The 13,333-nt window shown below is 68.0% G+C and carries 10 protein-coding genes; all 10 read left to right on the top strand.

What is annotated here, in order from left to right:
• Positions 1-76 precede the first annotated feature (76 nt).
• The 10 genes from DKT77_RS11825 to DKT77_RS11780 all read left to right on the top strand — a co-directional run bounded on the left by DKT77_RS11825 (position 77) and on the right by DKT77_RS11780 (position 13,330).
• Positions 77-826: a c-type cytochrome gene (locus DKT77_RS11825; protein WP_109812068.1), complete on the top strand. Its 750-nt coding sequence runs from the start codon at positions 77-79 to the stop codon at positions 824-826.
• A 32-nt stretch (positions 827-858) separates the two neighbouring features.
• Positions 859-2,121: an NAD(P)/FAD-dependent oxidoreductase gene (locus DKT77_RS11820; protein ID WP_109811911.1), complete on the top strand. Its 1,263-nt coding sequence runs from the start codon at positions 859-861 to the stop codon at positions 2,119-2,121.
• Between the two features lie 66 nt (positions 2,122-2,187).
• Entirely contained in the window at positions 2,188-2,661 is a 474-nt protein-coding gene (locus DKT77_RS11815) for a DUF302 domain-containing protein (protein WP_238547837.1), read from the top strand.
• A 98-nt stretch (positions 2,662-2,759) separates the two neighbouring features.
• Positions 2,760-3,890 carry a YeeE/YedE family protein gene (locus tag DKT77_RS11810; protein WP_109811909.1) on the top strand — a complete coding sequence of 377 codons (1,131 nt, stop codon included), beginning with the start codon at positions 2,760-2,762 and terminating at the stop codon, positions 3,888-3,890.
• Positions 3,891-3,917: 27 nt separating this feature from the next.
• The gene (gene secG, locus DKT77_RS11805; protein ID WP_109811908.1) at positions 3,918-4,295 is read left to right on the top strand and encodes a preprotein translocase subunit SecG; all 378 of its coding nucleotides are present in this window, start codon (positions 3,918-3,920) and stop codon (positions 4,293-4,295) included.
• 148 nt (positions 4,296-4,443) lie between these two features.
• Positions 4,444-6,081, top strand: coding sequence for a CTP synthase (locus tag DKT77_RS11800; RefSeq protein ID WP_109811907.1), 1,638 nt, complete (start codon positions 4,444-4,446; stop codon positions 6,079-6,081).
• Positions 6,082-6,152: 71 nt separating this feature from the next.
• Positions 6,153-8,018, top strand: a complete 1,866-nt coding sequence (locus DKT77_RS11795) for an ATP-binding protein (protein WP_109811906.1) — start codon at positions 6,153-6,155, stop codon at positions 8,016-8,018.
• Positions 8,015-9,355: a sigma-54-dependent transcriptional regulator gene (locus tag DKT77_RS11790; protein WP_109811905.1), complete on the top strand. Its 1,341-nt coding sequence runs from the start codon at positions 8,015-8,017 to the stop codon at positions 9,353-9,355. Before DKT77_RS11795 ends, DKT77_RS11790 begins: the two co-directional genes overlap by 4 nt.
• Positions 9,356-9,602: 247 nt before the next feature.
• A complete protein-coding gene (locus DKT77_RS11785) occupies positions 9,603-10,583 on the top strand; it encodes a TAXI family TRAP transporter solute-binding subunit (protein WP_109811904.1) in 981 nt (326 codons plus the stop codon).
• A gap of 533 nt (positions 10,584-11,116) precedes the next feature.
• Positions 11,117-13,330, top strand: a complete 2,214-nt coding sequence (locus tag DKT77_RS11780) for a TRAP transporter permease (RefSeq protein ID WP_238547642.1) — start codon at positions 11,117-11,119, stop codon at positions 13,328-13,330.
• The last annotated feature ends 3 nt before the right edge of the window (positions 13,331-13,333 follow it).

Genomic DNA, 13,333 nt, shown 5'->3' with positions numbered 1-13,333 from the left:
CGGCCCCCGCCGGTCCCGACATTACGAAGGAGCCTCGCGCTTGCCCGTTTCGCGCACCGCCACGCCCCGTCCGGAAATGTCCCGTCGGCCTCTGCGCGCGGCGCTTCTCGCAGCGTGGCTCGGCGGGCTTGCGGCGACGCAAGCCTCCGGCGCGGCCGCCGACACCGGTACCGAGGCCGCGCTTGCGGGCGGCGACGCCGCGCGCGGCGCCGAGCTGTTCGGCCAGTGCAGCGGCTGTCATCAGGTCGGCGTCGGCGCGGTGAACCGGGTCGGCCCGCACCTGAACGGCGTGTTCGACCGCCGCGCGGGCAGCGTGCCGGGTTTCGCCTATTCCGACGCGATGGACCGGATGGGCGCGGACGGTCTGATCTGGGGCTACCGGACGCTCGACGCCTACCTGGAGAACCCGCGCGCTCTGGTTTCACGCACGCGAATGAGCTATCGCGGCATGGCCGATCCCGGCGACCGGGCCGACGTCTTGGCCTTCCTGCGCACCTATTCGGCACGCCCCTCGGACATTCCGGAAAGTCCACCGACCGCGTCGGATGCAGGCCACGACCTCGACCCGGCGATCCTCGCCATCCAGGGCGATCCGGACTACGGTGAATACCTGTCGGGTGAATGCATCACCTGCCACAGCGCGCAAGGGGCAGACACCGGCATCCCGTCCATTACGCGCTGGCCCGAAGAAGACTTCGTCATCGCCCTGCACGCCTACAAGGAACGGCTGCGTCCGCACCCGGCGATGCAGATGATCGCGGCCCGGCTCAGCGACGAAGAGATCGCCGCACTGGCCGCCTATTTCGGATCCCTGACCCCGGACTGACCCGGGCGCAGGTGTTTTTGGGAGGAAACACCATGCCATTGACCAGACGCAAGATCCTTGCCAGCGGCGCCGCCGTGGCGGCCGCAATGGCGGCCCCGATGCTGCGCGCGCAGGGCCGACCCCGCGTCGTCGTGATCGGCGGCGGCGCGGGCGGCGCAACCGCCGCGCGCTACATCGCAAAGGACAGCGATGGCGCGATCGACGTCACACTGATAGAACCAACGCGCAGCTACTACACCTGTTTCTTCTCGAACCTCTATCTTGGCGGGTTCCGGGAAATCGACTCGCTGGCGCATTCCTACGGGCGGCTTGCATCGGATCACGGCATCAACGTGGTGCATGACTGGGCGACCGGCATCGACCGAGACGCGCGCACCGTCGCGCTCGCCGGTGGCGGCGCGGTGCCTTACGATCGGCTGATCGTCGCGCCCGGCATCGATTTCGTCGATGGCGCTGTGCCGGGCTGGTCGCTGGCCGCGCAGAACGCGATGCCGCACGCCTACAAGGGCGGCTCGCAGACCGAACTGCTGAAGGCGCGTGTCGCCGCAATGCCGGAAGGCGGCACCTTCGTGATGGTGGCCCCCCCGAACCCCTACCGCTGCCCGCCCGGCCCCTATGAAAGGGTGTCGATGATCGCCCACTACCTGCGCGAGCACAATCCGACCGCCAAGATCCTGATCGCCGATCCGAAGGAGAAGTTCTCGAAGATGGCGCTGTTCCAGGAAGGCTGGAACGACAACTATCCCGGCATGGTGGACAGGATCGGCCCCGATTTCGGCGGCGCAGACGTGGAGGTGCGCCCCGAGACGATGGAGGTCGTGATCGACGGCGAAGTGGTGAAGGCCGATGCCTGCAACGTCATCCCGGCGATGAAGGCCGGGCACATCGTTCATGCCGCCGCGCTGACCGAAGGGAACTGGGCACCGGTGGTGCCGGCGACGATGCAAAGCCGCATGGACGAGAACATCCACATCCTCGGCGATGCGGCCGCGCAAGGTGACATGCCAAAATCCGGCTTCGCCGCCAACAGCCAGGCCAAGGTTGCGGCGATGGCGGTGCGCGGCGCGCTGACCGGCAGCCGGGTGTTCCCCGCCAAGTTCTCCAACACGTGCTGGTCGCTGATCGACACCGACAATGGCGTGAAGGTCGGCGCAAGCTACACCGCCACAGACGAGAAGATCGCCTCGGTGGACAGCTTCATCAGCCAGACCGGAGAAACCGCCGACCTGCGCGCCGCAACCTACCGCGAAAGCCTTGGCTGGTATGACGCCATCGCAGCCGACATGTTCGGCTGATCCTGCCACCGACCCGACCGGCCGCCCCTCGACACGGGGGCGGCCCGCAACCGAGCGAAGGACACCATGACCTGCCCTGCCCGTTCCCACATGCCCCGCCACCTGCGCCTGCCCGCCGCCGGGCTTCTGGCCGCCGCCGTTGCCCTGCCTGCCGCCGCTCAGGACGGCGTGGTGACGACCCCCTTCGACGGCAGCTTCGACGATGCCGCCTTCGCCGTGGAAACCGCCATCGTGGGCCAGGGCCTCGTGATCGACCATGTCAGCCATGTCGGCGAGATGCTGGCCCGCACCAAGCAGGCCGTCGGAAGCGACGTGGACCTGTTCACCGAAGCGGACGTGTTCCTGTTCTGCTCGGCCGTCACATCGCGCGCGGTGATGGAAGCGGACCCGATGAACATTGCGCACTGCCCCTACGGCGTCTTCGTCGCCGAGCTGCCGGGCGGCGAGGTGCTGATCGGGCACAAGACCTATCCAGAGGGCCCGATGCAACAAGTGCAGGACCTGCTTTCCGCCATCGTTGCCGAGGCCGCCGCCTTTTAGGCCCACCCGCGCCGTACAGGTGCTCGGCTTGACGCAGATCATACCTGCCCGGCTGCGCCGCGCGCAGGATACCGCAAATCGGATGCCGGGGGGTTGCCGTGCTGGAGTTCATCCTTGACCGTTTCGGCGATGCAGAAACGCTGTTCGCGCTGGGTCTGGCGGTCGGCCTCCTGTTCGGCGCGGCGGCGCAGCATTCGCGGTTCTGCCTGCGGGCCGCGACTGTGGAGTTGGGCAGGGGCCATGTCGGACCGCGTCTCGGGATCTGGCTTATCGTTTTCGCCTCCGCTTTGTTGCTGACGCAGGGCGCGGTGCTGATGGGGTGGTTCGATCCGGCGCAAAGCCGGCAGATCGCCGGGGTCGGCAGCATGTCGGGCGCGATCATCGGGGGGCTGATGTTCGGCGCAGGCATGATCCTTGCGCGCGGTTGCGCGAGTCGCCTGCTGGTTCTGTCCGGCACCGGCAACATGCGCGCGCTGATCACCGGTCTGGTGCTGACCATCGTCGCGCAGGCATCCTATCGCGGTGTACTGGCCCCAGCACGCGAGACGCTTTTCGGCTTGTGGACCGTGCCGGGCGGCGCTGCACGGGACCTTATGGCGATCACCGGGATCAGCCGACCGGCTGTGCTTGGGGCGGCGGCTGCGATGCTGCTGGCAGGGATTGCGGCGGCGCTGCGCGGCGGACTGGAGCGGTCCCGCCTGCTGGCCGCAGCGCTGGTTGGCGCCGCCGTGGCCGCCGCATGGACCGGCACCCATGCCATCGCGCAACTGTCCTTCGACCCTGTGGCGGTATCTTCGGTGACGTTCACTGGACCCGCGACAGACACGCTGATGGGCCTGATCAACGAACGCACGCTGACACTGTCCTTCAGCGTCGGGCTTGTACCGGGGGTCTTCGTGGGCTCGGCCGCGATGGCGCTGGCGCGCCGCGAATTCCGCCTGCAACGCTTCGATGCGGGCAGCGGCATGGAACGCTACCTCATCGGCGCCGTACTGATGGGGTTCGGTGCGATGCTTGCCGGCGGCTGCGCTGTGGGCGCCGGAGTGTCCGGCGGTGCGGTATTGGCGCTGACTGCATGGGTGGCGGTTGGCTGCATGTGGCTGGGCGCGCTTGCAACCGGCTGGATGATGGACGTGCGCGGCAGCCGGGCCGCAGCGCGGGACGGGATCGCAGGCGGCCCGGACACGCCCAGCATACCCTTGCGGCCCGGACCCACATCCCTTACGTAGCCCCAAACCGTACAAAGGCCGCCGCCCATGGAAAACGTCGTTCTCATCGTCCACCTGATCCTTGCGCTCTGCCTCATCGGCGTCGTGCTGCTGCAACGCTCCGAAGGGGGCGGACTTGGCATGGGCGGCGGTGGCGGCGGCGGCGTCATGAGCGGGCGCAGCGCGGCGACCGCCCTTGGGAAGCTGACCTGGGCCTTCGCCATCGCCTTCATCGCCACCTCGATCACGCTCACGATCGTGGCGGCGCGCAACTCGGCCGACAGTTCGGTGCTGGACCGCGTCGGCCCGTCCTCGGCACCCGCTGCTGATCCGCAAAGCCCGGCGCTGCCGGTGCTACCGTCGGGCGACGCGCTGCTGCCGCCGTCCACCGGCGATGCACCAGCGCTTCCCCCCCGCGCCGAGTGACACACACTACCCGTTGAAAAACGCGCCGCACCATGCCCAGCATGTTGCGGCGCGACCCCGAATCCTGTAAGTAGAAATCCCGTGATGCTGCGTGTCCGGGCCGGATTTTCGCGGCCCTGTTCAGCACATCACGAGGGGGATCCCGCGCATGACACGTTATATCTTCATCACCGGCGGCGTCGTGTCGTCGCTTGGAAAGGGCTTGGCCTCGGCGGCGCTCGGGGCGCTGCTTCAGGCCCGCGGCTTCACGGTGCGGCTGCGCAAGCTCGATCCTTATCTGAACGTCGATCCCGGAACGATGTCGCCCTTCGAACATGGCGAGGTCTTCGTCACTGACGACGGTGCTGAAACCGACCTCGACCTCGGCCACTACGAACGGTTCACCGGCGTGTCGGCGCGCGCCACCGACAGCGTTTCCTCCGGCCGGATCTATTCCAACGTTCTCGAAAAGGAACGCCGGGGCGACTATCTCGGCAAGACGATCCAGGTGATCCCGCACGTCACAAACGAAATCAAGGATTTCATCGCCACCGGCGATGGAGAGGTCGATTTCATGCTGTGCGAGATCGGCGGCACCGTGGGCGACATCGAAGGCCTTCCATTCTTCGAGGCGATCCGCCAGTTCGGCCAGGAACGCCCACGCGGCAACTGCATTTTCATGCATCTGACGCTGCTGCCTTGGATCGCGGCGGCAGGAGAACTGAAGACCAAGCCCACGCAGCACAGCGTCAAGGAACTGCGCGCCATCGGCATCGCGCCTGACATTCTGGTCTGCCGCGCCGAGAACCCGATCCCCCAGAAGGAACGCGAGAAGCTGGCCCTGTTCTGCAACGTGCGTCCCGAGGCCGTGATCGCCGCACTGGACCTGGACACCATCTACGACGCGCCGCTGGCCTATCACCGCGAGGGGCTGGACCAGGCGGTTCTGGACGCGTTCCAGATCTCGCCGGCTCCGCGCCCGAACCTGACCCGCTGGGAAGACGTGCACGACCGCATCGTGAACGCCGAGGGCGACGTGCGCATCGCCATCGTGGGCAAGTACACCCAGCTTGGCGACGCCTATAAATCCATCGCCGAGGCGCTGACGCATGCCGGAATGGCCAACCGCGTCCGGGTCCGCGCCGAATGGATCGACGCCGAGATCTTCGAAGCCTCGGACCCGGCGCCGCATCTTGAAGGATTCCATGCGATCCTTGTGCCCGGCGGCTTCGGCGAACGCGGCACAGAGGGGAAGATCCGCGCGGCGGAGTTCGCCCGCACCCGGCAGATCCCCTATTTCGGGATCTGTCTCGGGATGCAGATGGCGGTGGTGGAAGCCGCGCGCAACCTTGCCGGTCTCGCCGATGCGGGATCGGAGGAATTCGACCGCGAGGGGCGCAGCCTGACCCCGGTCGTCTATCACCTGAAGGAATGGGTGCAGGGCAACCACACGGTCGCGCGATCGAAGAATGACGACAAGGGCGGCACGATGCGGCTGGGCAGTTACAGCGCGCATCTGCGCGAAGGCTCGCGCGTGGCGGGGATCTACGGGTCCACCGTGATCGAGGAACGACACCGCCACCGCTATGAGGTGGACATGCGCTTTCGCACCGCCCTTGAGGAAAAAGGCCTGATCTTCTCGGGCATGTCGCCGGACGGCAAGCTGCCCGAAATCGTCGAGGTGGCCGATCACCCGTGGTATATTGGCGTGCAGTTCCACCCCGAACTGAAAAGCAAGCCCTTCGCGCCCCACCCGCTGTTCGCCGACTTCGTGCGCGCGGCAAGGGATGTCTCGCGGCTGGTCTGACGGCGCAGCCCCGCGCGCGCCGCACGCGCCCGGCACTGGGCAAACGCGACCGCGGCGGGCATAGTCCTTCCATGACAACCGCTCTGCGCCGATCCTTCCTGTTGCGCTCCGAAACCGCCCGTGTGGCGGCAGCCGTGCTGTGTGCGATCGCGCTCGGGGCTGCCGCGCTGCCGTGGATGGACAGGCATTTCCAGATCCGCGCCGGGCTTCAGGGGATCGACACGCTGAACCTGTCTGTGGCGGGCCTGCGCGGCGCGCTGGACCGGTTCGAACCGCTGCCGCCGCTGATCGCCGAACGGCCGGTGCTGGCGGAGCTTCTGAGCGATCCCACGAACCCGGCGCTGCTGGCGCGGGTCAACGCCGAACTCAAGCAGACGGCGGAATCGCTGCGCGCCTCGGATGTCTATCTGATGGATGCGGACGGGCTGACCCTCGCCGCCAGTTCCTATCTCAAGGAGCTGTCCTTCGTGGGCCAGAACTTCACCTACCGTCCGTATTTCACGGATGCGCTTCGCGGCGTGCCCGCACGCTACTTCGCGCTTGGCACCACGTCTGGGGAGCGCGGCTATTTCTTCGCGGCTCCGGTCTGGGACGGCGCACAGGTGATCGGCGTGCTGGCCCTGAAATTCACTGTGGACGCGTTCGAGGACGCATGGCGGGCCGGGCCATCCGAACTGATCGTGACAGACGCCAACGGGGTCGTGTTCATGTCGAGCCGCACCGACTGGCATTTCCGCACGCTCGGGCCACTGTCCCCCGCCGCGCTGGACGAGATCCGCGCGACCCGTCAATACCCGCCCGCGCGCCTGCACCCACTTGATGTGACGCTAACGCCGATCACCGACCGGCTCGACCGGGTCACAATCGATGGCGGCAGCGGCGGCGGAACCGAGGCTTTCGTAAGCGCCTCCACGATACTGCCCGATGTCGGCTGGCGTGTGCGCATCCTCAGCCCGGCCGGACCGGTACGCGCGCAAGCGTTGGGGGTACTGCTGTTTCTCGGCATGATCGCCCTGCTGGTCGGCCTTGCCGCCGCGCTGGTGCTGTCGCGCCGCGCCCGGATCCTGGACCGGTTGGAGGCGCAGCGGGCCACGCAGGACCTTCTGGAACAGCGCGTGCGCGAACGCACGGCCGACCTGAACGTAGCCAATGCCAGCCTGCGCACCGAGGTCGAGGAGCGCCGCAGCGCCGAGCACCGGTTACGCCAGACCCAGAAGGAACTGGTGCAGGCCGGCAAGCTGGCCGCGCTTGGCCAGATGTCGGCCGCCATCTCGCACGAGATCAACCAGCCGCTGGCCGCGGTCAAGTCCTATGCCGACAACGCTGCCATGCTGCTGGACAGGGACAGGCAGAGCGAGGCGCGCGAAAACATGACCCGCATTTCGGACATGGCCGACCGGATCGCCACGATCTCGGGCCATCTGCGCAATTTCGCGCGGCGCCCGCAGGAGGGCATCGCGCCGGTCGACATGGTCGCAGTGGTCGACGACGCGCTGGACCTGATGCGCGCCCGGCTTGCATCGGGCGGGGTGCGCGTCGGTTTCGACCGGCCGTCCAAGCCGGTGATGGCAATGGGCGGGCAACTGCGGTTGCAGCAGGTGGTGGTGAATCTGCTCAGCAACGCGCTGGACGCGACAGAACACCTTGCCGCGCCGCGAATCCGCGTGGTGCTGTCCCCGCCCGAGGACGGCGAGGTCCGACTTGCGGTGCAAGACAGCGGGCCGGGACTGAGCGAGGCCGCGCTGGCGCAGGTGTTCGACCCGTTCTTCACAACCAAGAGCCCCGGCAAGGGGCTGGGGCTTGGGCTGTCGATCTCGTTCAATATCGTGGAGGATTTCGGCGGCCACCTGCGCGCGCGCAATATCGACGCCGGGGGCGCCGAGTTCTCGGTCGAGTTGCCCGCCGCGCCGCCCCCGCAAGCGGTTGCCGCCCAATGACCACCGAACCTGTCCTGTTCGTCGATGACGAGGAACATCTGCGCCTCGCGGCCGAGCAGACCCTTGCCTTGGCTGATCTGGAGGTCGTCAGCCTGCCCGAGGCGGAGGCTGCGCTTGGTCGGGTCAGCCGCAACTTTCCCGGCGTTCTCGTCACCGACATCCGGATGCGGGGCATGGACGGGCTGACGCTGATGCACCGCTGCCTCGAGATCGACCCGGAGTTTCCCGTGATCCTGATCACCGGCCACGGCGATGTGGAACTGGCGGTGCAGACGATGCGCGACGGCGCCTACGATTTCCTCGAAAAGCCCTATGCCCCGGCGCGTCTGGTGGACACGGTGCGCCGCGCGCTCGACAAGCGGCGGCTGACGCTGGAGAACCGACAACTTCGGTCGCAGGTGGGCGGGCGCGACGCGATCGAGGCGCGGCTCTCGGGGCGCAGCGCGGTGATGGTGGCGCTGCGCCAGCAAATCCGCGCGGTGGCCGTGACCAGCGCGGATGTGCTGATTGTCGGGGCGACAGGAACCGGCAAGGAGGTCGCCGCGCGCGCGCTGCACCGGGCCGGACCACGCAGCGATGCGCCTTTCGTGCAGATCAACTGCGCCGCCCTGCCTGCGGACCTGATCGAGAGCGAACTGTTCGGCCACGAAGCGGGCGCCTTCGCAGGGGCCACACGACCGCGCTATGGCAAGTTCGAACACGCACGCGGCGGGACCGTGTTCCTGGACGAGATCGACAGCCTGCCGGGCCCGTTGCAGGCCAAGCTGCTGCACGCGATCCAGAATCGGGCGATCACGCGGCTGGGCTCAAATGACACGATCCCGCTGGACGTGCGCTTCATAGCCGCCAGCAAGCGCGACCTTGCGGACGCGGCCGCGCGGGGCGAGTTTCGCAGCGATCTGCTTTACCGGCTCAACGTGGTGACGCTGCGGATGCCCGATCTCGCCGCACGCCGCGAGGACATTCCGCGCCTGTTCCTCCATCTGGTGCAGGAGGCAGCCGCGCGCTGCAAACGGCCCGCACCAGACGTGCCGGGCACCATCCTCCGCACGCTACCGGTGCGGGACTGGCCCGGAAACGTACGCGAGTTGCGCAACGTGGCCGAACGCTTCGTTCTCGGGCTCGATCTCGACATCGGCGAGACGCCGGGCGACGGCGTGGCCGGTCTTGCCGACCAGGTCGCCGCCTTCGAGAAATCGCTCATCGCGGGCAGCATCGCAGCCCATGGCGGGCGGCTCAAGGATACCTACGAATCGCTCGGGATATCGCGCAAGGGACTCTACGAGAAGATGCAGAAGCATGGGCTGTCGCGGCAGGATTTCGTGGACGAGGAGTGATGCAGCCCGGCGATGTGTCGGTTTCCGGGCAAGCCGACGGACGGTTTGTGTCCCACCGTGCCCATTCGGCGCGGGCCGCCGAAACTGATAGCGCGAACGCCTCTCCGCAAGCCTTGCACAGCACGCAACCCTGACTGCACACAGACGCAAGCTTACGGCCCCGTGATGGTGGTCGTGGCCGGTCCGGAGCACTTTCCGGGACAAACTCGATACCGGGCCCGCAAGCTAGGCCCGCAGGGAGGAAGACATGAAAACCACGGTTCTGACATTTGGTATAGCGGCGCTTGCTGCTGGTGTTTGCGGTGCTCAGGAGGATCGGTCTGGTTGGCCTGCGTCGTTCACGGTTGGCACGGCGTCGCAGGGCGGGACGTATTTCGCCTATGGCTCGGGCTGGGCGAACCTTGTCGCGGACGAGCTTGGCCTTTCGGGCGGCGGCGAGGTGACGGGCGGCCCGATGCAGAACATGGCGCTGGTGCACACCGGCGACGCGGCCTTCGGGATGACCACGATGGGCCCGGCCGCCGAGAGCCTCGCGGGCACCAACCCGATCGCGCCGGGCCTGGCGATGGACAAGGCCTGCGCGATGTTCCCGATGTACCAGACCCCGTTCAGCGTGACCGCGCTGTCGAGCAGCGGGATCACCTCGATCTCCGAGATCCCGGACGGCGCGCGGATCGGCTTCGGGCCCGCGGGGTCGACCTCGGACACGTATTTCCCGCGCATGATGGAAACGCTGGGCGTCAATTTCGAGCGGCGCAACGGCGGCTGGTCGGACCTTGGCGGCCAGTTGCAGGACGGTCTGCTGGACGTGATCGCCTTCGCCGCGGGCGTGCCCGTGCCGGCCGTCAGCCAGCTTGAAGTGCAGACCGACGTGAATATCATCGAGTTCACCGAGGCCGAGCAGGCCACGATCATGGAGGCCTTCCCGGTGTCCGAGTTCGAGATCGCGGCGAACACCTACACCACGCTCGAGGCGCCGGCGCGGTCGGTGTCGATGTGGAACTTCGCCATCGCCAACTGCGACCTGCCCGCCAGCTTCGTGAAGGCGGTCGTGGACGTGGTGATGTCGGACAACGAGCGGATGGTGGGCATCCACCGCGCCGCGCGGTCCACCGTGCCCTCGAACTGGGACAAGAACAAGGTCATGCCCTGGCATCCCGGCGCCGCCGAATGGTTCGCCGAGAACGCGGGGGCCGATATCCCGGCCGACATGATCTACGGCCAGTAAGCCAGCCCCCGCCCCGCGCGTCCGGCCCCGTGCCGGGCGCTTGCGGGGCGGGCCCGGCCCCGGACGGGATCCCGCACCGGCTCCGCACGGGCTCCCTGCACGGTCTTCTTAGGACGGACCTCTCGCACGGGGCGCGAACAGGATCGCGGCGCCCCCTGCCCGACCGGGCGCCAACCGGGCCCCGATCGGCCATCGATGGCCCCGGCACAGACCCGCGCAGCCCCCCGCGAAGACAGGGGGGCAGGCCGCGGCGGACGCATGGGGGCCGACCCGCCCCCGGCCAGACCGGCACACCGGCCCGGCCCTCCCCGCCACGCCAACCCGCCTTCACCCCGTCACTTCCCCCATTTCCGCCCGAACCCGCCATGCGCCCGGCCCGTCCGGCCCGCGCGGACCCGGACCCCACCGGAGGACCACCGCCGATGCACCCCCCCGCCCGTCACGACCCGTTTTCCCCCGGAGCCCGCACCCGGCCCTGCCGCGCCCCCGCCGATAGCGGCCGCGGCGACGCCGCCGCGCAGACCGACGAGCACATGATCGCCGACGGCGTCGACGACGAAGCCGTCGAGGCCAACCGCCGCATCTTCGAGGGATCGACCTTCTGGGCCATGGCCGCCCTCGCCACGCTCTACGCGATGTTCCACATGGCCGCGCTGAACGGGCTGTCGATCTCGGCCCTGACCGGGATCGAGCTGCCCTTCCTGCCGCAATTCCCGATGGAAACCTGGAACTTCCGCATCGTCCATGTCGCCGGCGCGCTGGTGCTGGGCTTCCTGATGTACGCCGCCGCCGACTTCCCCGGCGACGCGGACGCGCCCGGCACACCGGCCCGGCCCGCGCTGCACACCGCCGCCATCGCGCTCGCCGTCCCGGCGCTGCTCGCGCTCGGCACGGCGATCTGGTTCGCCCTGCTGATCGAAGGCGGCGCCATGTGGAACGGCATGGACGCCACCATCAAGTTCCGCGAGACATGGCTCTTCGGCGTGCCGCTGCTGCTCGCCACCGCAGGGGCCATCGGCCTGTCCTGGGCCCACAGCGCCCCGCGCGCGCGCCTCGCCGCGCCCGACATCGTGCTCGGCATCTGCGCCGTCGCCGTCGCCGCCTACCTGATCACCATCTACGGCACGCTGATGCGCAACTCCACCGGCACCCCCTTCGCGCCGATCGGCATCTCCATCGCCGCCGTCGCGGGCACCGCGCTGATCATGGAACTGACACGCCGCGTCGCGGGCCTCGCGCTCGTCATCATCGCGGGCGTGTTCCTGGCCTACGTGTTCGCGGGCCAGTACCTGCCGGGCTTCCTGAACTCCCCCGCGATCAGCTGGCAGCGCTTCTTCAGCCAGGTCTACACCGATGCCGGCATCCTCGGGCCGACAACCGCCGTGTCCTCGACCTACATCATCCTGTTCATCATCTTCGCCGCCTTCCTGCAGGCCAGCAAGGTCGGCGACTACTTCGTCAACTTCGCCTTCGCCGCCGCAGGCCGCACCCGCGGCGGACCCGCCAAGGTCGCCATCTTCGCCTCCGGCCTGATGGGCATGATCAACGGCACCTCCGCGGGCAACGTCGTCGCCACCGGCTCGCTCACCATCCCGCTCATGAAGAAGGTCGGATACCACAAGAAGACCGCGGGCGCCGTCGAGGCCGCCGCCTCGACCGGCGGGCAGATCATGCCCCCGATCATGGGCGCGGGCGCCTTCATCATGGCCGAGATCACCGGCATCCCCTATACCGAGATCGCCATCGCCGCCATCATCCCCGCCGTGCTCTACTTCGTGTCGGTCTTCTTCATGGTCGACTTCGAGGCCGCCAAGCTCGGCATGCGCGGCATGAACGCCGACGAGATCCCGAAACTCTCCACCATGATGCGCCGGGTCTTCCTGTTCCTGCCCATCCTCATCCTGATCGCCGCGCTGTTCATGGGATACTCCGTCATCCGCGCGGGCACATACGCCACGCTCTCGGCCGCCGTCGTCTCTTGGCTCACCCCCTACCGGATGGGGCCGCGCTCCACCCTCAAGGCGTTCGAGATCGCGGGCGTCATGTCGATCCAGATCATCGCCGTGTGCGCCTGCGCGGGCATCATCGTCGGCGTCATCAGCCTGACCGGCGTCGGCGCGCGCTTCTCCAACCTGCTGCTCGGCCTCGCGGGCGTCAGTCAGTTCCTGGCGCTGTTCTTCGCCATGTGCATCTCCATCCTGCTCGGCATGGGCATGCCCACCACCGCCGCCTACGCCGTCGCCGCCTCCGTGGTCGCGCCCGGCCTCGTGGAGCTTGGCATCCCGCAGCTGACCGCGCATTTCTTCGTGTTCTACTTCGCCGTGCTCTCCGCCATCACGCCGCCCGTCGCGCTCGCAAGCTACGCCGCGGCCGGCATCTCCGGCGCCAACCCGATGGAAACCTCCGTCGCCTCGTTCAAGATCGGCATCGCCGCCTTCATCGTGCCCTTCATGTTCTTCTACAACGGCGCGCTGCTGATGGAGGGAACCTGGTTCGAGGTGATCCGCGCAGGCGCCACGGCAACCGTCGGCGTGTTCCTGCTGTCGGCCGGCGTGCAGGGGTGGTTCATGGGCGGACGCACAGCGTGGTTCATCCGCGCAGGCCTCCTGCTCGCCGCACTCACCATGATCGAAGGCGGCCTCGTCACGGACATCATAGGCCTCGCAACCATCGCAGCCGCCTGGACAATACAAAAAACAATCCACCCAAACCCAGACGCAAAACTCAACGTCAAAGGCGCAGACTGAAAA

The organism is Meridianimarinicoccus roseus, from assembly GCF_003172915.1.
GTDB classification, from domain to species: domain Bacteria; phylum Pseudomonadota; class Alphaproteobacteria; order Rhodobacterales; family Rhodobacteraceae; genus Meridianimarinicoccus; species Meridianimarinicoccus roseus.
Note: the sequence above shows the minus strand (reverse complement) of the source record. Positions and strands in the feature narration are given on the sequence as shown.